Raw genomic sequence first — 19,818 nt, 5'->3', positions numbered from 1 at the left:
CGCTGTCGTGGGTCACATTATCGGCGTTCACCTCCACCATCGCTCAGTGTGCGCATGCGAAGCGCTTACGGCTGCTGGGAGTTCACACGGTGAAGCGCGGCCGCCGTGGTCGCTGGCCATCGAGCAGACCGGGAGTCGTCGGCGTGCGGTACACGTCGTCGGGATCGTCGTAGAGCACGACGCGGTCAAGGCCGGTGCCGTCGTCCTGATAAGCCGCTGGTGTGGCAGGTTCGGGCTGTGGCGCGTCGATGCGGCGCAGCATGTCCCGGTCGTTCGGATCGAATGCCGCTTCGTTGAGAGGCTGGGCGGTGTTCGAGGCGCGGTGTTCGACGTAGGGGCCGCGTTGGGGCAGTTCGGCCAAGCGGTACCGGCGGGGCACACTGTCGCCGCCCTGCGGCTTCCACAGGCCCCAGATCGGTCCTGCTGGGCCGTCCTGGTGGCCGTGGTCGCGCGCTGCGGTGGCGATTACGAAACCGGGGTCGCCGAGGGCGCGGCGCAGCGCCTCTCGCAGGGCAATCTCCCGTCTGGCCGAGTGCACCGAGAACAGCAGGACACCGAAAGCGTCGGTCGGGAAGTCACGGTAGTCATCGATCTTGCGGATGACGGCGGTCAGCGATTCGGTGCCGGTGTCGTGTTCGAGGAAGAAGCGCACCACTCGCCCGTGCTCTTCCCAGCAGCCGTAGCCGTCTGGGCGCAGCGCGGTGTCGCGTCCGCCACTGTGGTACTTGACGAAGAACCTGGTGCAGCGAAGTTCGGGCCACCATTGGGTGAGCCCACTTACCTCGTTCTCGCGGCTCTCCTCGCGCAGGCGTGCGGGGTTGCGGTGGCTGGCCAGCGCGCAGAAGAAGTCGTTGACGCCGAGCTGGTGTGTGAGCTTTGGCCACAGCGCGAGCCGTTCCAGGCTCTCGGTGTACGCCTTCGGTGCGGGCGGACGCTCCGCACGCTGTGCGGCGATCAACCGGGCGCCGAGGTAGCCGAGTGCATAACGGGTCTGGCTGGTCCCGCCACGCTGGTAGGACTCACGCGACGCGAATACCACTCCCAGCTCTCGCAGCTGTCGCAATCGGTCCTGTGCACGGCGCACGGACAGGAACTCGATCTCGGCAATCTGATTGGTAGTCAGTACTTTGTGCTCGGCCAGCAGGGCCAGCAGTCGGCGGTCCCGATCGACCAGACGGAACCACAGCGCCGCATCCGGCTCTCCAACCCGCCGGTCGCCGCGCCCCGCGCGCCCCCGATGTTCGGATGGGTGAGGACCACTCCTCAGTCGGCCTTCCGCACGTTCCCGCCGATACCACCGTTGACCAGTGGTTTTAGAGCAAGCAACCTCGGCGTGTGGGGCAGCGGATTCAGAACGCCGAGGCCTCGCGGACCCAGGCGTAGGTCCAGACGTCAACCCATCCGTACCAACCACGCCACGACCGCTGACGCTTTTGCCGGCATCCGCCATGATCACTACCACCTCCGGCGAGAGTGCCGAGAAATCCTCGACATCCCTCAACTCCGAAAAATGGGCCGAAAATCCTGGTCAGTTACCTAAACGTGACCGAAAGTGGCATCATTGGAACCTTTTGGCGATCTATATGTGACCGAAATGTTGCAGTCGGCCGTGTCCCCGTCCTGCCTCCAGCGTGAACATGATCGGCATTCCCCTCTATCGTGCAGGAAAACCATGCAGCTCTCAACTGCCGATTTTCTGATCGATTTCAGACGCCGACCCAGCCGATCAAGACTCAAGCCTGAGTACAAGTTCGGCGTACAACTCGCGCGGCCGCTTCACGAACAAAGTTCACTCGATCCAGGTACTCGTGCGTGGCCCGACGTTCGCCAGCGGGGCAATGAGTCCAGCTCAGTCCGTCTGCCTCACTTGAGGGGTGTTGATGAGATCTTCGTCTGCTCCTGTCCGGTAACGCTCCGTTGACGAGCGTTCGACTGGCAGTATGTCCGCCGGTCACGCACCGTGGAGGGGCGGTGCGGCAGACGAGGGGTGGTTGCAGAGTGTCGGGGGAGATCGTCTGTTCGTTCGCGGCGCTGGACGTGCTCGGCGAAGCATTGCGGATCACCGTGCGACGCTTCCCATTCGCGATACAGCATCACGGCAAGACGCGGGAGGAGCGGCTCCGCCTGGTAGAGGCCGTGCATCAGGACCTTTCCGCCCGTGGACTGATCCGAGGCGGCGAGTTCGCACCAGAGCTGGTGGAGGCATTGCACGTGTTCGCCCGCGGGCACCTGGTGATCGCACTGGTCGGTACCGCCGGTGAAGCCCAACCCACGGCACTCGCCGTGACCGATGGGCGTTGGGGCGTGGTGGCCGAGCAGCAGAACGAGACGGTCGCCTTCCGACTGTGCCAGCCTGACGCGATCGTGCCCGGCCTGGTGCGGCTGCTGCCTCCGATGCGTTCAGGTCCTGGCGTGTCGGTCACGGTGACCGACACTTCGGCCCCCTCGGAACGGCGGCGGGCAGAGGAGGACTTCTCGGAAATGACGTTCCGTACCGCAGTGAAGGCCACCGGTCCATCGCCTGCGGGACAGCGGGCAGTCGCCGAGGAGATCCTGCGTCGCCCGAGACTGGGCGCTGGATACTTCTCGGTCTCCGCGCGTGGCCGTCACGGGCGGGAAACCGAACTCGGGACGATCAACTATCTGGACACCGACGCCGGGCGGTACGCGGTGATTCCGGCCACCGCTTCGGACGGTCGGCATGCGGCCACCTACACGCCTGCTGACCAGTCAGCTCTCGACCGGCATCTGAACCGGATCGTCGATTCGCATCGGTAGCGGAAGGAACCGGCAGTCCGGCTGATACGTCGGATCCGGGGACACGACTGCGACTGGTTGTTACCGTTGAACGACGCAGCGTAGAGAGGGGCAAGGCGATGCCTGAGGCATTCTTCGCCGGGATGAAGGGCATCAGCGACTCGGCGGCCGCCTTCTCGGCCTCCGTTGCTGACGGTGTCGGAGTCAACGAACACGGTGGCCAAGCGCTGATCAAGGCCATTGACAAGATGTACGACGGCATCACACGTGCTCTCGGCAGGTCGGACGTCATCAGCCAGCAACCGCCGCTGGGGACAACTCCTGCCGCGCAGGTCTACAAGCCTTACTTGGCGACTATCGCCACCGATCCGGCGCAAGGATTCATAACCGCGGCGAAGGAACTCCAGAAGAAGCTGGAACAGATGCGCTCCGACGTGGAAAAGGCGATGGCTGCCTACCAGGCAACCGACGAGGACGCCAAGCAAGGCATCACCAAGGCCGGTGGCCCCACTCTTTCCGCCTGACCAACCAGGGATACGAACTCGTGAACTCTCGGATCGTCCTGACCAGCCTGGCCGCCGCCGCATTGGTCGCCATGACCGCGTGCACCGGCTCGACGCCCGGTGATCCCAAGCCCATGCCGGACACCGGCAACCCCACCTCCAGTGAGGACACCCGCACTTCGACGAGTTCGCCGACCTCGACCAACGCCAGCGGCTCTCTGACAGACGCCGACCCGTGCAGCCTGCTGACCAGGAGCGAAGCAGAACAGGTCTTGGGTCCCCTGAAAGAAGAGCCCAAGCCGCAGAAGATCGGGTCCTCGCGTGGCTGCGAGTTTGCGCCCAATCGTGTCTTTCTATCGGTGGGTATCCGGACGGACGTGGGGCTGGCAGGTGTTCAGGCGACCGGTGGCGAGATCAAGGACATCAAGGTCGGCAGCCACCAAGCGAAGCAGTTGGTAGGCGCTGGTGGCAGTTGCATTGTCGCCATTGGGGTTACGTCGTCGTCGCGAGTAGACGTCACGCTGAATGCCGGTGCGTCGACTGATCCGTGTCCGCCTGCGTTGAAGATCGCCGAGTTGGTCGAGCCGAAGTTGCCGTAGCGGGCGTTGTCAGGAGAGGGGTTGCGGGGGATGAACGAGGGAGCGCCGGGCAGACCGTCCGATGTGTACTCGCGTTATGGCGTGCAGCGCCACGCGGAGGTGCAGACCGGTCAGGAGGTACAGGAACGGGTCACTGCCGAGGTCCAAGGGCAGTACGGCCCGTTTCTGGGGATGGTGATGCAACTGGTCGAGGCGCCGAACCGCGTTAACGACGTGCTGGACGCGCAGGCGGCACAGCTCAAGCAGCAGGTGCTGACGCGGTCAGCGCCTGGGCAGCCCGACGCCAATTACATCGGCATCCCGCACCAACAGCTGCACGAGTCGGTCAACAACGGGGTCGATGCTGGTGCGATCGGTGAGATCGCCGACGTGTGGACGCAGATCGGCAACGAGCTGGCCACGTTCAACGACGAGGTCGCCACGGCGATCGGCAGCAGCGAGGCCGACTGGACCGGCAAGGCCGGTGATGGTGCCCGGCAGGCGCTGGCCAACATGAGCAACCGCGCCGGCGAGACCGGCACCGCGGCACAGCTTGCGGGAACGTTGTTCACGCAACAAGCTCGTGCGCTGAGCGATGCGAAGAACAACGTTCCACCACCGCCCGCGCAGCCCTTCGACGCGGCGGCGTCGCGGGAACGGCTGATGTCGATCACCGACCCGATCCAGTTCGTACAGCAGGCGTCGGCGGATCAGGCGGCGTTCCAGCAGCAGCAGGCTGATCACGAGCAGGCGGCGCGGGCGGTGGAGACCTATGACCGCACCGTCGCACAGACCGCCGCAGCCCAGCCCGCGTTCGCACCCGAGCCCCCAGCCCCGCCAAAGGAGCCGGTCGATCCCGGCAGGCCGCCGATCGCACCGAACCCCGGTTTCACCGGTCAGGGCAACACGCCGCTCCCACGGGTCGGCAACGACACCACGAACACATCCTGGACGGCGCCCCCGACATCGGGTACCGGCGGCACGAATACCAGCGGTATCAACAACAATCTCGGCGGCAACGGGCCGAACCTGGGCAACCAGGGCGGCAACAACCAGCTGGGCGGCAACAACAATCTCAACCTCGGCGGACCGCTGCCCGGCCCGAATTCCGGCTCCAAGAGCACCCAGGGCGGTCCTGGCGGCCGAGCCGGCGGCGGGTCGGCTGGACGCGGTGGCAGCAGTGGCACTGGTGGCACGGGTGGCGGCACCGGTGGTGGACGGCTCCCTGGCGGCAGTGCTGGCCTCGGCAATCCGGATGCCGCCAAGGGTTTCGGGCCTGGCGGGTCAGCGGGCGTCATGCCGGGTGGCGAGAGCGCGGCAGGACGTGGTGGCGCGGCCGCCGGTGGTGGTGCCGGCCGTGGTGGCACCAGCGTCGGCGCGATGGGTGGCATGGGTGCTGGTGCCGCCAAAGGCCAGGGTGACGAGGACATCGAGCGGACTTCCCCGTCCTATCTGCTCGAGCCGGATCCGGACGAGATCTTCGGCAACGACACGCTCGTGGCCCCTCCGGTGCTCGGAGAATGAAACCGTCGCCAGCGTCCAGGCTCTGACGCAGCCTGTCGGCTGAAGCGCGACTTTCCGAGCGCATCCGCAGCGGAGCACTGGTGGCAGTAGTTGAGAAGAACAACGAGAAGGACCGAGTGGGCCGATGACTGACCCGGATCAGATCCTCAATCAGTACGAGGGCAAGCTGGCTGAAGCCCAGCGCAAGAGCGACGCGATACGCGAGACCTTGGCCAACCTGCGTGTCATGGAACGCAGCGCTGACGGTCAGATCGTCGTCACGGTCAACGATGCCGGCAACCTCGTGGATCTGAAGCTCGGCAACTCGTTGCAGCGCAGAGAAGGCGACATCGTCGCTCAGGAGGTGCTGCGTGTGGTGCAGGCCGCGCAGAGCCGGGTTGCCTCGACGGTGCAGGAGGCGATGTCGCCGATGCTCGGCGCTGACTCCGAGGCGATGCACTTCATGATGGACAAGTTGCGCAGTGCCCAGCCGCCACCTCCGCCCCAGTACGTGCCGGGAGGTGGCGGGTATGGCGAGGGCCCACCGCGGCTCGGTGCGATCGAGGACGACGCGCCACCGCCCCCACCACCAGTGCCACCTCGCCCGCAGCGGCCCCGTCCGCCGCAGGATGATGACGACGACTTCAGCAACAAGGGGTTCCTGCGATGACCTACCGAATCGACCTGGTTGAGATGCAGGCCCACGCGACGAAGCTCAACAACGTCGGCCAGCAGGTGAACTACGCGCTGAGCGCAGCGCAGGTCGTGTCCAACATGGAGGCGTTCGGCAAGCTCGGTTTCCCACTCGCGGCTCTCTGCACCGCCGCGCAGAACGCTGCGATGGACACCATGCGCCAGGCAGCGGACGCTTCGGGTGACCACGTCAAGCGGTTCGACGGGTGGCGTAAGCACATCGAGGAACATGAGCAGGCGCAGTCCGACATCTTCGACGGGATGCACGACCGATGACCACGATGGGACCGGCGCCCGCGCCACGCCAGAACTACCTCGTGAACACCGGCGAGAAGACGCCGTTCACGGAGGGCGCGGGGATCTTCCACGACGCCACCGAGACGGTGAAGGGCTTCTCGAGCGGCAACTGGGCAGAAGGCCTGATCAATGCGGGCGCGACGGTCGCCGGAGTGGCGGGTGTTCTCGTTGATCCGCTGGCGGCGCTGTTCAGCGCGGGGTTCGGGTGGCTGGTCGAGCACGTCTGGTTTCTGAAGGAGCCACTGGACTGGCTCATCGGTGACCAGGAAGCCCTGGACGGCATGGCGAAGACCTGGGAGTCCGTGTCCGACCACCTGAAGGACACCTCGGACGACCTCAGGACCTGGGTCAACAACGACACCACCGGGTGGATTGGCAAGGACAGCGAGCAGTACCGGGGTTTCGGTGTCGATCGCGCCGACACCTACGCCGGAGTCGCGACCGCTGCCGGAGGGATTGCCAGCCTCGTCCGGACGTGCAAGATCGTGCTCAAGGTCGTCCGTGACATCGTGCGCGACATCATCTCCGACGCCATCGGCAAGCTGATCTCGATCTGCCTCCGGTGGGCGCCCGCCGTCGCAGCGGCCGGCGCGGGCCTTGCGGGAGCGATCGCCGAGTGTGTGCCTGTCGCGGTCAAGTGGGCGAACAAGGCTCTGGAAGCCTGCCGCAGGCTCACCAAGGCGTTCAGCAACGCAGGTGGGCTGTTCAAGAAGCTCGACGACATCCTGGTCAACGCCAAGACCGCTCTGTCCAAGAGCGGAGACGACTTCGTCGGCGTTCTTACGAAAAGTGCCGAAGCGGACAGGCGACGTCGCGCTGCTGACTTCTCCTTCACCGACATGGCCAGGGACGCGGTGGGCGAGGCGAAGAAGGTCGCGGTCGACGGCTTCAAGACCGCGCCCGCCGAGTTCCTGCCCAAGCTGGGGATCGAGGCAGCCAAGGAGTCCACCAAGTTTCACGACTGGGAGGACAAGGCCAAGGACGGTGGCGGCTGGCGGACGTGGCGGGACCTGCGGGCTGAGGAAGAAGAGAAGCAGGAGGAGAAGCGCAGAGAGGCCGACAGCGGATGAAGGCCGTCCGAGTCCTGCATCGGATCTTCGCGTTCCTGATCGTTCCGGTTCTCGGGTACCTGCTCGGCGCGACGATCTTCAACTACTTCTCGGACAAGGTCGAGACCGAGAACCTGAGCGACGCCAGTCACATCATCGTCGCCACCTCGTGCGACCGGCACGGCCCTGTGACCCTGCGCGGCTTCGGCTGGGTGTACGAGTGCAGCGCCACGGTCACGAACAAGGTCAACGGCAACGTCGTCACCACGACGGGGCGAGGCTTCCTCCGGCCCGATCTCATCGGCAAGCAGGTGGCCGGTGAAGGGTTCAACCGCGGTGACCTGTATCCGGTACGCCCGTACGCGGGATGGGGCATGGTCCTGCTTCTGCTGTTCGGCGTTCTCTGGTTCTACGTGTACATCGCGATCGCGTGGCGGCTACTGCCCGAGCGGCGGAAGCCCCGCCCCAGACCGGTGCGTTACCAACGGCCGGACAACATGACGAAACCCGATCGCACCGTGCGAGTCTTCACCCAGTACCCACGTGGGTGGCTGATGTTCTTCTTTCTCCTTCTCGGCTGCATCGGAGTGTTCGTCTACACCTCGTCGGCTTTCCAGGGCGACACGGTGACCACCGGTATGACGATCGCGTCCTGGACCGCGGTGGCACTCGTCCTCACCGACTTCGGGTTCCGGTTGTTTCGAACACCGATGATCGCGATCTCACCCGACGGCCTTCAGTGGCATGGAGCGCACCTCAGCTGGGCTGAGATCCAGGAGGTCAGGCTGACCCGCAGCCAAGTTCTGATCATCCAGCCTCGCAACGGCAACGTCGTGAAGATCGGCAGTTTCGGCACCACGGAGGCGACCCGCATCCATGTGGCGATGGGCCACTTCAGCCAGGCCACGTACGCCCGCGAGGGCACCAGTCGCACATGAACTCGGACTTGTCCACCGCAGAAGAGGACCTGTTGAAGGGGCTGGGAGCGCAGTGAACCGATCCGCTGGGATCCTTGGCATGGCGGTCCTCGCGTTGAGTGCGGCGGCGTGTACCGGTGGCGACGCGGTGAGCGGCAGGCCGCAGGGCATGTCCATCACGTCGCCGACCTCGGCGACATCGCCTGCACCCGTTCGCGCCAAGTACACGGAGCTGCCGACCTGCCGGCAGGTGACGCAGAGGGTGACAGGTCTGCCGCCGTTCCGGTCCGGCAACGAAGACCCCTCGGTGTCCGACATGCTGACCGGATGCGAGTTCCAGCGCATCCCGGACTGGCCACGGGTGAACCTGCAGGTGTCAGCGTGGCGGGACGAGAAGAGCGACGTCTCGGGACCTGCCGGTCCAGGCAGAGGAGCACTCAAGGCCCGTGAGGTCTACGACGTGACGTCCAAGCCGGGGGCCGATCCTGCTGATGACGGTGCGGCTGAGGACATGAAGGTCGGCGAGAAGGCGAAGTGGCTGACACCGAAGGACAGGGACAGCTGCACCCTGATCATCCTCGACGTCAACGCCGTGCTGATTCTCGTCAACAAGCCTGCGGACAAGCCCGCGCCGAGGTCGCAGGAGTGCCGGGGGCCGCTGCGTGAACTCGCGAAGTCGTTCTATGACGCGGTCCAGACGCAGTGAGCACCCGAGCCGACCCGGCTGAAAGCTTCCTGATCAGGGTCCCCTCGACACTCGCTCGTGTTCCGGGCAGATGGTGATCATCTCGCTTGAAGCACAGCGTGCACGACGGTCGTGAAATCAGGCGTCAGCAGGCCACTGGGCGTGCTGATCCAGCGCAACCGGTGTTGTCCGAACTCGCTGGGCGGTAGGTCGACACATCTTCCTGCGCGGATGTGGTCGATGCCGAGTTCGGCCATTCTCGGCTCGGCGGGTCCGGTGTGCGAGGCGACGAGAAAGACCCACCGCGTGCTGTTGTCCTCAGGAGATTCGAACAGCGGCACCGAGTTGCCTGTCGCCAACTGGACGCGTTCGCCGAGTTCTCGTGGCATGTCGAGCGCATCAACGCCACGGCCAGACACCAGCCATACGCCGGATCGATATACGCCTACGGCCCACCCGTAGTCGTCCTGATAGGACTGTGCAGCGGTCTCGTACTGGGTCTGCGGTCCCTCCTGCGTCCCGATGCCAAGGCGAGGGGGTTTGCGGGGCAAGGACATGCTCACCTCACGACGCTGGGTCGGAACGCACGCGAGGTCGGACGTTCGTTCTCGGACCTGTCACTGGGCATCGGGTCTTGGAGCATGATCGCGTTTCGGCTCAGACAGCACGAGGATCGCGCACGTGTTCGCGTGACCTCGGCAAGGGCGTCGAGGACGCGCTCGTATGGCAAGCGCTCTGCCTCGGACTCCAACCAGCTGTCATGGTGCGGAGTGCGAACGTGAACAACGTCATCGAAGCGCCTCTCGACGAACCGCATCACGGTGAATGACGTCCCCATGCCGTAGTACGGGCCCGCCTCGTTGTCGACCACGGTGATCTCGAAGCCAGGAAGTTCGTTCAGTTCCTCGAGACGTCGCATCTGGTCAGCCATCACCCGCGAGCCGCCGACTCTGCTCGCCAGCACTGGCTCGGAGATGATCAACTGAACCCGCAACGGCCCCAGGTTTCCTGAGCGCGCAGCTTTCCTGGTATCCAAAGCCAACCGCGCCAAGAGTTCCTCTTTCAGCTTGATGTCGAGCTCGTGCGCTGTCGCTCCCGCCTTCAACATCGCCGCGTGGTAAGGCTCGGTGCGCACAAGTTCAGGCAGCGCGTCCATCGCCACGATCACCAGTTCCGTCGCCTCCGCCGCGATGTCCCAGTAGGTCCACGTCAACCGCGGCCAAGCGTCGCCGTTGATGCGATCCCACATCTTAGGGTCGTAGGCGCGCTGCGCTGCCCGAACGCAAAGTTCGACCTCTTCGTCGTCGGCACCGCAGGCGTTGCCGATCTTGATCACGTCAACCGTCGAGAAGCGCTGCGACGCGGTGCACAGCATCGACAACTTCGCCGCGGAAAAGCCGACCTGTTTCTCCAGCTCCGCCAGAGACCACCCACGTCGTGAGCGCCAGCTGAGCACAGTCCGGCTCAGTGCCCGAACTTCCAGGCTGGCCTTACCGTTGACCAGCTTCAGTGCCATCGTGTGCTCCGAACTCGTGCGTCGAGCAGCGCGTGCGCATGTGTTGCGGCGTCGGGGTTCAGGCGGTACTGGTATTCGGCGCGGCCCGGTCGTCCGCCGTCGGACATCCGGCGGAGCAGGTAGCCGGCGTCATACAACTCCAGTGTTGGCCGGCGGGCGCTCTTGCGCAGGCGTATGAGCTTCGAGGTCAGCTCGTTCACCGTGAACCAACTGTCCGGGCGCGCGCAGAGTACGGTGAGCACCTGCTGGTGCTGCGGGCTGCCAGGCAGCGGTGACAGCGGCGGGGGCAACTCCTGCCGCGACCGATCCGCCACGAACTCGCGGACAACTTCTTCCGCGCTATCGGCCAAGCGGTAGCGAGCGACGCGGCACTGCGCGGTCGTCGGGACGGAAGCGACCGCGCCACTGCGCTCAAGTGCCTTCATGGCATACCAGGCGGACGCGTCGGTGCGGTTCGGTCCACCTTCTCTGATTTGGCTGACGGTCAACGGCTCTGGAGCGCTGTCGAGCAGCCTGCGGAGAATGTGGAGCTTGAACTCCAGGCCTTCCGGCGGCAGGTTGTCGAGCGCGCGGCGCAGGTGATGCATCAGTGTCCTCCAATCCTGTGGCGCCGTGGTCTCCAGCACGTTCGGTCTTGGGTCGTCGCGGTGGCGGCTCCGGCGGCGAGATGCACGTTGAGCAACAGGCGGCAGGGCGAGGACGCCCTTCGCCAGACCGGCCCGCTGCGGCACTTTCGGCAATGCCCGTTCTCGTCGGGCTGGTGCTCGTCGACGAGCACGCGCAACGCCGCTACCAACCGTGGGACCTCCTGCCTCGCCATCGACAGCGCGGAGGTGCCGTCGCCGTCGACCGCGATCCGTGACACGAGGTCCAGGTGGTCGAGAAGTCGTTGGCGCAGCTCGGAAAACAGGACCAGGTTGCTCATGACACACACCCTTTCGACGGCTATCCGGCTCGGCGGCAGAGTCGGCTGACCGGCTCCGGCCGCTTCCGCGAGTCCCGCGCCGTGTCGTTCGAGACGGCACGGGCGACCTCCTGGCGAAACAGGAGGAGCCCCTGCTCGGCCGCGTTGGCGTCCTTGCAATCGAGCGCTGAAGTGACGACCACTGCGGCTCTGGCGAGCACCGCAGCCTGCAACGGAGTCAGGTTCACGACGACCGGCACGGTGTTTTCTCCGTGTGCCATATGTCGCTTCCTTTCGTGCAGGCGTTGGGCCGACGGGGTTCCTGGGCGTGGCGCGCTGACCGATCCGGACACGCCCGTCCGAGTGGCCTCCCCGCTGAGGGGCCAGAAACCCCGCCAACGAAGCTAAGATAGGGGACAATTGACCCCTAGTGCGATAACCGGATCGTGTGAATGTGCCCTGGAGGTACCGCAGCTAGGGTGATTCGCGCGTGTCGAGGTGCGAGGAGGCGGCCAGGTGCCGAGCGAGAAGACCTACCGGAAGACCAAGCTGGGTCGCCTGCTTGACCAGCTCCGCAGGGATGCGGGCAAGGACTTGGAGTTCCTCGCGCGTGAGCTTCGGAAGACCGAGTCGTTCCTGTCCAGGGCTCTCAACGGGACGAATCTGCTCGGATGGGCCGACCTTGGTCTGTTCCTCGATCTCGTCGAAGCGGACGAGGACGGGCGACGCAAGGCGACGGAGTTCTGGGAGGACGCCAAACAGGACAGCACCCGTGTGCAGCATCCGGCCGCGTACAACCAGGTCGCCCGCTCATACGCTCGTGCGGAAGCCGACGCTGCCTGGCTGAAGCAGGTGGAAGCGGCATTGATTCCCGGAATGCTGCAGGTGCCGGAGTACACGCTGGCGCGCCGCGAGGCGGCACACCTCTTCCTCAACCAGAAGATCCACCCGAACCGTGTCGTTGCCGCAAGGCAGAGCCGTCAGATGCGAATGCACGGAGACGAGCCTCTCCGGGCGCACTTCCTGATCGACGTCGCAGCTCTCCGACGTGCTGTCGGTGGACCAGCCGTGATGTACGGGCAGTTGCTTCATCTGCTGGCAGTGGCAGCGCTGCCGAACGTCACGATTCAGGTGATCGGCGAAGACGCTGGTGCCTACGCGATCTACGGCGTGACCATCCTCGGCTTCGACGACGAGGACTTCCCGGATGTCGTCTACCTGGAGACCAGGGCAGGCGGGAAGTGGGTGGAGAATGAGGTTGACGTAGACAAGTTCCGTAAGTCGTTCCACGAGATCGCGAACGAGCAGGCCTTCACGCCCGAAGAGTCGCTCGAGATCATCCGCGAGCTGGCGGAGCTCTTCAAGAACAGGATTCCAGCGACGTGAACTCCGGCAAGACGTGGCGCAAGTCCAGCTACTCCGAACCTGACAACAACTGTGTCGAACTGTCCGTCGGCCAGCACGAGACCGACGTACGGGACAGCAAGAACCCAGGCGGCGGCACCTTCGCCGTCAGGGCGTCGGCGTGGGCCGCGTTCCTCTCGGCCACGAAGTCCGGCGGGCTCAGGCGTTAGATCACGGCTAAGCGGAGCTTGGAGATCTGTTTGTCGAGGTTGCGGATCTGGGTCGACTCGGCACCGAACGCGTCGCACAGAACCGGGCGAAGGCTCTCCAGCTCCGCCACCGCCTCCTCCGGCTCGCCTTCGGTCGCAAGCATCTGGGCAATGACGTAGCGAGACTCGAGAATCCTCTCCGCTGTGTCGTCCTCGGAGGTAGCTACGGCGTTCTGCACATAGAACCGCAGCTGCGGCAACGCTTTCTCCGACTTACCGATCTCCGCGTACGCGTGACCCGCGTGGTAGGCGGCGTCGAGGACGACCGGATCGGCCGCTGACAGGTATCGGCGGTAGTCGCGGCCGACGGCGTCGAAGAACGCCGCGGCACGCGTGTACTCGCCAGCGTAGAAGCAGGCTGCCGCCTGAAGGTGGCGTAGCCGAAGCTTCAATGCGGGGTCGTGGTCGGCGCGCTCGATGCCGTCCTCGATGAGACTGATCGCCCTTGACGGCTGGTCGTTGTCCAGCAAGGCCTGGACGTTGGCCTTGAGGACGACGAACTCGGCGTCGGAGAGCGGTTCGCGGGCACCGACGTGCCGGGGGCGCCTGGCGGGAGCGAGCAACGGTCGCCGGAACGGACGCGTCGGGTCACGCAGCTCATCAGCCTCCTCGGCGCCATTCTGCCTGGACGCCAACGAGACCAGGGCGCTGTACACGGCTGCCGCCGTCGGGCGTTCGTCCGGTTCCTTCGCCAACATCGCCACCACCAGGGCGTCGATCTCGGCGGGGACGTCAGTACGCCGTAAACGCGCCGACGGCGCGGGCGTGCGCAGGTGGTGAGCACGGAGCGGAATGTCCGTGGTGCCGTGGAACGGCACGTCTCCGGTGAGCAGTTCGAAGAACAGGCAGCCGAGCGAGTAGATGTCCGACGCGGAGGTCACCGCCTGACCGAGGCCCTGCTCCGGCGACATGTACGGCGGCGTGCCGACGGTCCGGTCCACCTGGGTCAGGCGCGGCAGCGCGCCCGTTCCACGCAGGATCGCGATGCCGAAGTCGAGCACCTTGACGAGGCCTTCGTCGACCAGCATCACGTTGGCGGGCTTGATGTCGCGGTGGACGATGTCCACCCGGTGCACGTCGGCCAGCACCGCCGCGACCTGCGCGGTGATGGCCGCGGCCCACGCGACGCTCGGCCGTTCGGTGACGTAGTCGGTGTGGTCGAGGATCGCTTCCAGCGTCGAACCGCGCAACAGTTGCATGACCAGCCAGAGCTGGGTGCCGCCATCGGTTCCTGTCTCCACGCCGGTGTCGTAGACAGCGGGGGTGCCGGGGTGTTCGAGCTGCGCGGTGGTACGGATCTCGCGCAGGAACCGCTTGCGGTCGCGCTCCAGCGCGTCGAGGATCTCGACCGCTTCGGGGCTGTCCGGGGCGGCCGGGACCGAGGAGGGCGGGCGCAGCAGTTTGATGGCCACCCGCCGGTCCAGCCGCTCGTCGTAGCCGTGGAAGACCTCGCTCATGCCGCCACGCCCGAGTGAACCGTCCACTCGGTACCGCCCGGCCAGGAGCCGTTTTTCCGCCGGTTGTTCCATGCCCCCACCCCCCTCCCTGCAAGATCAGTCTTGTTGTCGGCCGATCTCGTTACTACTCGATCGTGTGGCCACCGGTCTCTTTGCGCATTTCGGCACGCAACCGCTCCAGCGCCTCGTCCCTGGCCGGCTCGGTGATGATCCGGTAGGCACGCCTGCGCGCGGCCTCCTTGATCGCCTTGCGGAACTCGTTGTTGTCGAAGTACAGCTTCATGAAGTCCGTGTTGCGCTCGGCATTCTCGGCGACGATGTCGTCCAGCCGGTCGTCGGCGACCTGGCCGAACCGGGCCTCGTCGTTCATCAGGGCGATCTGCTGCATCCCCGTGTCCTCGACCAGGCTCACGACCTGCTGGTAGACGAGGATCTCGTCCGAGGTGCCCAGCTCCAGGCCGAACCGTTCGTTGAGCTCCTCGATGACCTCCGACAACGGCTTGACGTCGGGTTCGCGGTAGCCGCCGCCGTCGGCCGCATGGCCGCGCACGTCGCGGTCGCCGACGGCGGACAGCGACACGTTGTGCCGCCCGGTGAACTCCAGACGGAAGTGGCTGAGGTCCGCATCGCCGATGTCGACCGATGTCGACGGCCTGCCCGGCAGGCGGATCAACAGCACTCGGCCGTACTGGTACAGGCGCTCCAGGTCCCGATCGCCCCAGTCGACGATCTGTGCGATGAGACTGTAGGCGCGCACGTAGTCCTGCAGCGCGCTCCGGAAGCCTTCCCTCTCGTCGTCGGACTCCATTGCCTCGAAACGGTCCAACGCGGGCTTGAGGTACTCGTGCAACTCGGCATGCAGCTTGCGTTCCGCCGCGTCCGGCATCCGGCCCGGCCCGGCCGCGGCGAGGACGCGGACGAACGCCTCCATCTCCGACGCGACGAGCAGCGCGTACTCCATCACCTCGCGCTGCTTGGAGTAGAGCAGGTTCGGGTCGGTGGGCTCGGTGATCGTGGTCTCGAACCAGTCCTCGAACGCGGTCTGGATGTCGGCGGCCGTGTTGACGAAGTCGAGGACGTGCACGTCCTCCTGCGACTTCAGCGGGTGAGTCCTGTTGAGCCGGGATAGCGTCTGCACGGCCGCCACACCGGTCAACGGCTTGTCGACGTACATCGCGCACAACAACGGCTGATCAAACCCGGTCTGGTACTTCTCGGCGACGACCAGCAGTCGGTACTCGTCCTGGTTGCGTGCCACCGCTTGAGGGTCGTCGGCCTTGGTGTAGCCGAACCGGTCCGGCAGCTGGCCTTCCGGGAAGCCGTTGAGTTGAGCCTCCGTGAAGTCCAGCTCCGTCTTCACGTCCTTCAGCTGTCCAGAGAACGCGACGAGCGTGCCGCAGTCGGTGAATCCGCGAAGATCGACGTAGTTTCGGATCGCCTGGTACAGGTCGAGAGCGTGCTGCCGGCCGCCGGTTACAACCATCGCCTTGGAACGGCCACCGAGCCGGCCGGAGATGTTCTCGCGGAAGTCGTCGACGATCAGCTTTGCCTTCTGCTCCAACGACTTCGGGTGCTGCTCAGCGAAGCGAACCAGCTTGGCCCGCGCCTTGCCCGCGTCGACGTCGGGGTTCGAGATACGTGACTCCTGCTGCTCGACCGCCGCTTCCCGCAATCGCCACTTGGTGTCGTAGGTGAGGTAGTTGGCTAGCACGTCGAGGATGTAACCCTCCTCGATCGCCTGCCGCATCGAATAGATGTGGAACGGCACGTGCATGCCCTGCTCGCCGGTGCGCGGGTTCACCCGCTCCGGATCGAAGGTGCCGAAGAGCTTCAGCGTCGCGGACTTCGGGGTTGCGGTGAACGCGAAGTACGACAGGTTTGGCTGCTTGCCCCGCACCCGCGTCATGTACTCGATGTCGTCCTCGTCCTCGCGGCGGACAGCGTTTGACCCTAGGGCCTGCTTGAGTCGGATCGCCGAGTCACCGCCCTGCGACGAGTGCGCCTCGTCGATGATCACCGCGTAGCGCTTACCGGTCAGGCCCATCTCGGCGATCTTCTTCAGCACGAACGGATACATCTGCAACGTGCTGATGACGATCTTCGAAGTCTCGTCGTCGAGTGACTTGGCAAGCTGCGTGGAGTCCTCGTCGATCTTCTTCACCACGCCGGGAGTGTGGTCGAACTGGAAGATCGTCTTCTGCAGCTGCCGGTCGAGTACCACCCGGTCGGTGATCACGATGGTCTTGTGGAACACCGGCTGGTTGTCGGCGTCGAACAGGTTCGACAGCCGGTGTGACAGCCACGAGATCGTGTTCGACTTGCCTGATCCAGCGGAGTGCTGGATCAGGTAGTTGTGCCCGGCACCGTTGGTCCGTGCGTGAGCGATCATCTTCCGCACCGCGTCCCACTGGTGGTAGCGCGGGAAGATGCGAGGCGCGGTGTGCGGGTTGAGCTTCGCGCCTCTCTTGTCCGGCGCGGTGACGTGAATGAACCGTTGAAGGATCTCCAGCCAGTTGTCCCGCTGCCAGATTTGCTCCCACAAGTAGGCCACGCTGTAGGAGCCGGGGCGTGCGGGCTCGTTTCCAGCGCCTCCGGACACGCCTGGGCCGTTCGAACCGGTGTTGAATGGCAGGAACTGCGTGTCGCCGCCTTTCAGGCGCGTGGCGATGAACGCGTGGTCGGGGTCGATGGCGAAGTGGACGAGGGTGCGCTTGGCGAAGAACAGCTCGTTCGGGTCGCGGTTGCGGTACTGAGCGATGGCGTGGTCGGCGTTCTGACCGGTATTCGGGTTCTTCAGTTCGATCGTTGCCACGGGCAGGCCGTTGACGAACAGCGCCATGTCCACCGACTCATTGGTGCGCACGCTGTAGTAGACCTGGCGTGACACTGTCAGCACGTTGGCTCGGTAGCCAGCGAGGGCGTCGGCGGCCAGGGTGTGGCCGGGGCGGAAGTACGCGAGGTCTATGTGTACGCCGCGGTCACGAACGCCTTGGCGCAGGACGTCCAGTACGCCGCGTGCGTCGATCTCGGCGGCTACACGTTGGGAGAACTGGCGTTGCGCTGTCTCTTGGTCGCCACCGTAGAGGTCGATGAGCCGGTTCCAGCTCTCGATTTGCGTCGCGCCGATGAAGTGGTTCATCTCGGCGGGGTCGAAGCCGAGTTCGGGGCGAAAAGTTCCTTCTGAACGTTGCCAGCCGTGGACCAGAAGCTCAGTTTCTACGCGGTCTTCAAACGCCCGCTCGGTGTGCACTCCAGGACTCATACGTCGACACCGTCCGCCTCAGCTAGCCTACGTTCAGCAGTAACGTCAACGCGCCCGGTAACAGCAGCGGTGATCAATGCTTGACGGCGCTCAGTAAGCAAATGAAGCTGCCTTGACATCTTTCCTGCAGCTTCTGCAATCGAGCCATTCTTGGAGCCGACCTCTTCCGTGATGTATTCCTGCTTGCTAACGTCGACTAGGGGGACGCGAAAATCTCGAATCTTGCTACTGCTAGTTGAGGCAAGGTTTGTCGTCTTATTCCCAGTGCTTTCAAAGTAGCTTCGCGCAATAGATGCCCTCGTGAGCAGCGCCAGGTACTCTGAAGTGAGGATCCTATTATTGGGGCGGACGGCGAATACATGGTTCTGATGGAGGCAATCCGGAATCTCCCCGCGCCACACCGTTCCGCGCCCCAGTTTGTCCAAGTCTCCACCTTCGGTCATTAGAACGTCGCCGACTTGCAGACGGCTTGCTGCAGCAACTCTTCGCGACACGGAGATCTCGGCGACTTGATTTAGATCAATATGGTCAGCTTGGACGTTTGCCACCCTGAGATACGGCATCGTGATCGTACTGGAATCCTGCTCGCGATTCCCGTCGACAGTGACGCCACTCTGAATAGAAGCGAGATAACCAAGCCGAATCCAATGAACTTCACTCAATTCGGCAATAGCGGCGTCGGTTGTGCTCAGCGCAAGCTCGTCGAGGATTTCTCGCTGACGCAAGCGCTTCTGCACTGTGGAGCCAATTTTGGCGGTTTCAGCATCAAGGAAATCGGCTATGCGACGCTGCTCTTCGAGGGGTGGAAGCGGAACCTCAATCGAACGAAACGCTTCCCAGGAGATATCGAACTGATTGGGTGGCATGTACTTGCCGAGGCGTTCATACTCTCGAACCAGATGGCTGGAGCGCAGCAAATGATGAACAAAGGCTGGACTCGCTAGACTGCGGTCGATTTCCAGCACCCAGTACGCCGGACTTGTAATTCCTCGCCACGGTGAAACGCCGACCGATCCATGAGGCTTACCGAGCCTGTTCATGACTACATCGCCTTCGCGCACGAGTTTATAGCTGGAAAGATCTTCACTCGCGGCAGGCCGGCCATCACTTTCGTTGCGCCTGCGAACTCCTTCATGAAGTCCTACCCCCAGCAATGGGAGGTCGGTATTTCCTGCTTTCTCGATCCGGCGAAGAAATGCACGAAAGGGGACTTCTGGCCATCCAGCAATGTTGCCCTGTCGCCCTACTGCGCCTTGAAGGGTCACTGCGTCACCTCTCCGAGAAGCTTCTGAATCTGTGCTTCGAGGTCACGAAGTTCTGCGTCGATCTCAACCAAGGGACGCGGCGGCGTATAGACGTAGAAGTGGCGCGTGAAGGGGATCTCGTACCCAACTTTCGTCTTATCGCGGTCGATCCAAGCGTCGGGGACGTGAGGCATTACCTCGCGCTTGAAGTAAGCGTCAATATCCTCGTCCAGCGGGATGTTTTCGTAATCGCGCAGATCGGGATCGGGAAGCACCGCTCCGTCCTTGGCCTTCTGAACTTCACCTTCGGGATCGGGCACCGAGATCGCGCCCCAGAACGCCTTATGCAGCGAAGCCGTGCTCGGCCACTGCGCACCGGCGTCCACTGCGGTCTTGTGCAGGGCGTTGGCGGCTTCCGCCTTCGTCCACCACACGGTGCCGGTCAGTCCGCGTAGCGCCTCAACCAGGCGGTCGCGGCCATCCCACTTAGTCAGCCCCTTCGCAGTCTCCAGTGCGGCGAGGCTGTCCTCAGTGATCTCGAAGCGGAGTTTGAGGGGGCGTTCGACGGTGATGCGCTGGTAGCCGAAGTCGCGTGTGCCAAGGATCTTCACCTTGGCGTGGTTGGGATGCTCCGGATCTTCCACTACGGCCAAGGCATCGACGTACAACTCGGTGATGTATGCGATCTGTGCATCGCTGATGCGCTTGCGCTTATCCCCCAGAGACTTGCGCATCTTCTCCCACTGGTCGCGGGCGTCGAGCAGGATCACCTTGCCTTGCAACTGCTTGGCTTTGCGGTTGGACAGAATCCAGAAGTACGTAGAGATGCCGGTGTTGTAG

20 protein-coding genes and 1 pseudogene are annotated in these 19,818 nt (G+C 64.4%); 11 read left to right on the top strand and 10 right to left on the bottom strand.

Translation table 11 applies throughout. From position 1 onward, the window contains the following. Nucleotides 1–82: 82 nt before the first annotated feature. On the bottom strand, nt 83–1,141 hold the full coding sequence (locus ACFWGZ_RS10375) for a replication-relaxation family protein (protein WP_382451218.1): 1,059 nt from the start codon (nt 1,139–1,141) through the stop codon (nt 83–85). An 857-nt stretch (nt 1,142–1,998) separates the two neighbouring features. On the opposite strand from ACFWGZ_RS10375, the gene ACFWGZ_RS10370 reads away from it, so the two are divergent. From ACFWGZ_RS10370 to ACFWGZ_RS10330, 9 genes are all read left to right on the top strand, one after another. Next, nucleotides 1,999–2,778 carry an ESX secretion-associated protein EspG gene (locus tag ACFWGZ_RS10370; protein WP_382451193.1) on the top strand — a complete coding sequence of 260 codons (780 nt, stop codon included), beginning with the start codon at nt 1,999–2,001 and terminating at the stop codon, nt 2,776–2,778. A 98-nt stretch (nt 2,779–2,876) separates the two neighbouring features. Beyond that, entirely contained in the window at nt 2,877–3,281 is a 405-nt protein-coding gene (locus ACFWGZ_RS10365; RefSeq protein WP_382451192.1) for a hypothetical protein, read from the top strand. A 20-nt stretch (nt 3,282–3,301) separates the two neighbouring features. Then, a complete protein-coding gene (locus ACFWGZ_RS10360; protein ID WP_382451191.1) occupies nt 3,302–3,859 on the top strand; it encodes a DUF3558 domain-containing protein in 558 nt (185 codons plus the stop codon). 30 nt (nt 3,860–3,889) lie between these two features. After that, nucleotides 3,890–5,362, top strand: a complete 1,473-nt coding sequence (locus ACFWGZ_RS10355) for a hypothetical protein (protein WP_382451190.1) — start codon at nt 3,890–3,892, stop codon at nt 5,360–5,362. Nucleotides 5,363–5,486: 124 nt separating this feature from the next. Continuing rightward, nucleotides 5,487–6,011 (top strand): YbaB/EbfC family nucleoid-associated protein, encoded by a 525-nt coding sequence (locus tag ACFWGZ_RS10350; RefSeq protein WP_382451189.1) that lies wholly within the window; start codon nt 5,487–5,489, stop codon nt 6,009–6,011. After that, on the top strand, nt 6,008–6,310 hold the full coding sequence (locus ACFWGZ_RS10345) for a type VII secretion target (RefSeq protein WP_258948741.1): 303 nt from the start codon (nt 6,008–6,010) through the stop codon (nt 6,308–6,310). The genes ACFWGZ_RS10350 and ACFWGZ_RS10345 overlap by 4 nt, the downstream gene beginning before the upstream one ends. Then, on the top strand, nt 6,307–7,401 hold the full coding sequence (locus ACFWGZ_RS10340) for a hypothetical protein (protein ID WP_382451188.1): 1,095 nt from the start codon (nt 6,307–6,309) through the stop codon (nt 7,399–7,401). Before ACFWGZ_RS10345 ends, ACFWGZ_RS10340 begins: the two co-directional genes overlap by 4 nt. Next, nucleotides 7,398–8,318 carry a DUF6346 domain-containing protein gene (locus tag ACFWGZ_RS10335; protein ID WP_382451187.1) on the top strand — a complete coding sequence of 307 codons (921 nt, stop codon included), beginning with the start codon at nt 7,398–7,400 and terminating at the stop codon, nt 8,316–8,318. The genes ACFWGZ_RS10340 and ACFWGZ_RS10335 overlap by 4 nt, the downstream gene beginning before the upstream one ends. A gap of 79 nt (nt 8,319–8,397) precedes the next feature. Further along, nucleotides 8,398–9,003, top strand: a complete 606-nt coding sequence (locus ACFWGZ_RS10330) for a hypothetical protein (RefSeq protein WP_382451186.1) — start codon at nt 8,398–8,400, stop codon at nt 9,001–9,003. Between the two features lie 77 nt (nt 9,004–9,080). Here the strand turns inward: ACFWGZ_RS10330 and ACFWGZ_RS10325 are convergent, their stop codons facing one another. From ACFWGZ_RS10325 to ACFWGZ_RS10305, 5 genes are read right to left on the bottom strand one after another with little or no spacing between them, the layout of a single operon-like run. After that, a complete protein-coding gene (locus ACFWGZ_RS10325; protein ID WP_382451185.1) occupies nt 9,081–9,545 on the bottom strand; it encodes a hypothetical protein in 465 nt (154 codons plus the stop codon). After that, nucleotides 9,542–10,498, bottom strand: coding sequence for a helix-turn-helix domain-containing protein (locus ACFWGZ_RS10320; RefSeq protein WP_382451184.1), 957 nt, complete (start codon nt 10,496–10,498; stop codon nt 9,542–9,544). Before ACFWGZ_RS10320 ends, ACFWGZ_RS10325 begins: the two co-directional genes overlap by 4 nt. Further along, a complete protein-coding gene (locus ACFWGZ_RS10315; protein ID WP_382451183.1) occupies nt 10,489–11,085 on the bottom strand; it encodes a hypothetical protein in 597 nt (198 codons plus the stop codon). Before ACFWGZ_RS10315 ends, ACFWGZ_RS10320 begins: the two co-directional genes overlap by 10 nt. Beyond that, nucleotides 11,085–11,423 carry a hypothetical protein gene (locus ACFWGZ_RS10310; protein ID WP_382451182.1) on the bottom strand — a complete coding sequence of 113 codons (339 nt, stop codon included), beginning with the start codon at nt 11,421–11,423 and terminating at the stop codon, nt 11,085–11,087. Before ACFWGZ_RS10310 ends, ACFWGZ_RS10315 begins: the two co-directional genes overlap by 1 nt. A gap of 20 nt (nt 11,424–11,443) precedes the next feature. Then, entirely contained in the window at nt 11,444–11,662 is a 219-nt protein-coding gene (locus ACFWGZ_RS10305; RefSeq protein ID WP_382451181.1) for a hypothetical protein, read from the bottom strand. Nucleotides 11,663–11,918: 256 nt separating this feature from the next. Here ACFWGZ_RS10305 and ACFWGZ_RS10300 point away from each other — a divergent pair, with 256 nt between their 5' ends. Both ACFWGZ_RS10300 and ACFWGZ_RS10295 read left to right on the top strand, forming a co-directional pair. Further along, nucleotides 11,919–12,788, top strand: a complete 870-nt coding sequence (locus ACFWGZ_RS10300) for a helix-turn-helix domain-containing protein (protein ID WP_382451180.1) — start codon at nt 11,919–11,921, stop codon at nt 12,786–12,788. Beyond that, a complete protein-coding gene (locus ACFWGZ_RS10295) occupies nt 12,785–12,976 on the top strand; it encodes a DUF397 domain-containing protein (RefSeq protein WP_382451179.1) in 192 nt (63 codons plus the stop codon). Before ACFWGZ_RS10300 ends, ACFWGZ_RS10295 begins: the two co-directional genes overlap by 4 nt. On the opposite strand, the gene ACFWGZ_RS10290 is transcribed toward ACFWGZ_RS10295, so the two are convergent. From ACFWGZ_RS10290 to ACFWGZ_RS10275, 4 genes and pseudogenes are all read right to left on the bottom strand, one after another. Then, a complete protein-coding gene (locus tag ACFWGZ_RS10290) occupies nt 12,973–14,544 on the bottom strand; it encodes a serine/threonine-protein kinase (RefSeq protein WP_382451178.1) in 1,572 nt (523 codons plus the stop codon). The two genes, ACFWGZ_RS10295 and ACFWGZ_RS10290, sit on opposite strands and share 4 nt — an antisense overlap. A gap of 52 nt (nt 14,545–14,596) precedes the next feature. Continuing rightward, complete coding sequence (locus tag ACFWGZ_RS10285) at nt 14,597–17,722, bottom strand: type I restriction endonuclease subunit R (RefSeq protein ID WP_382451177.1); 3,126 nt, start codon at nt 17,720–17,722, stop codon at nt 14,597–14,599. An 8-nt stretch (nt 17,723–17,730) separates the two neighbouring features. Further along, nucleotides 17,731–18,999 carry a restriction endonuclease subunit S gene (locus ACFWGZ_RS10280; protein WP_382451176.1) on the bottom strand — a complete coding sequence of 423 codons (1,269 nt, stop codon included), beginning with the start codon at nt 18,997–18,999 and terminating at the stop codon, nt 17,731–17,733. Beyond that, a pseudogene (locus tag ACFWGZ_RS10275) lies at nt 18,996–19,818 on the bottom strand (SAM-dependent DNA methyltransferase); the annotation flags it as partial. The gene ACFWGZ_RS10280 and the pseudogene ACFWGZ_RS10275, both read right to left, overlap by 4 nt.

This window comes from Lentzea sp. NPDC060358 (assembly GCF_042725365.1).
In the GTDB taxonomy this organism is placed as follows: Bacteria; Actinomycetota; Actinomycetes; order Mycobacteriales; family Pseudonocardiaceae; genus Lentzea.
This window is presented reverse-complemented; position numbering and strand designations above follow the sequence as displayed.

What these genes read in the sequence shown, in the direction of transcription:
- ACFWGZ_RS10365 (WP_382451192.1), top strand. Translation starts at nt 2,877, where the DNA reads ATGCCTGAGGCATTCTTCGCCGGGATGAAGGGCATCAGCGACTCGGCG.
- ACFWGZ_RS10355 (WP_382451190.1), top strand. Translation starts at nt 3,890, where the DNA reads ATGAACGAGGGAGCGCCGGGCAGACCGTCCGATGTGTACTCGCGTTAT.
- ACFWGZ_RS10350 (WP_382451189.1), top strand. Translation starts at nt 5,487, where the DNA reads ATGACTGACCCGGATCAGATCCTCAATCAGTACGAGGGCAAGCTGGCT.
- ACFWGZ_RS10345 (WP_258948741.1), top strand. Translation starts at nt 6,008, where the DNA reads ATGACCTACCGAATCGACCTGGTTGAGATGCAGGCCCACGCGACGAAG.
- ACFWGZ_RS10340 (WP_382451188.1), top strand. Translation starts at nt 6,307, where the DNA reads ATGACCACGATGGGACCGGCGCCCGCGCCACGCCAGAACTACCTCGTG.
- ACFWGZ_RS10335 (WP_382451187.1), top strand. Translation starts at nt 7,398, where the DNA reads ATGAAGGCCGTCCGAGTCCTGCATCGGATCTTCGCGTTCCTGATCGTT.
- ACFWGZ_RS10330 (WP_382451186.1), top strand. Translation starts at nt 8,398, where the DNA reads ATGGCGGTCCTCGCGTTGAGTGCGGCGGCGTGTACCGGTGGCGACGCG.
- ACFWGZ_RS10320 (WP_382451184.1), bottom strand. Translation starts at nt 10,498, where the DNA reads ATGGCACTGAAGCTGGTCAACGGTAAGGCCAGCCTGGAAGTTCGGGCA.
- ACFWGZ_RS10315 (WP_382451183.1), bottom strand. Translation starts at nt 11,085, where the DNA reads ATGCATCACCTGCGCCGCGCGCTCGACAACCTGCCGCCGGAAGGCCTG.
- ACFWGZ_RS10310 (WP_382451182.1), bottom strand. Translation starts at nt 11,423, where the DNA reads ATGAGCAACCTGGTCCTGTTTTCCGAGCTGCGCCAACGACTTCTCGAC.
- ACFWGZ_RS10290 (WP_382451178.1), bottom strand. Translation starts at nt 14,544, where the DNA reads ATGGAACAACCGGCGGAAAAACGGCTCCTGGCCGGGCGGTACCGAGTG.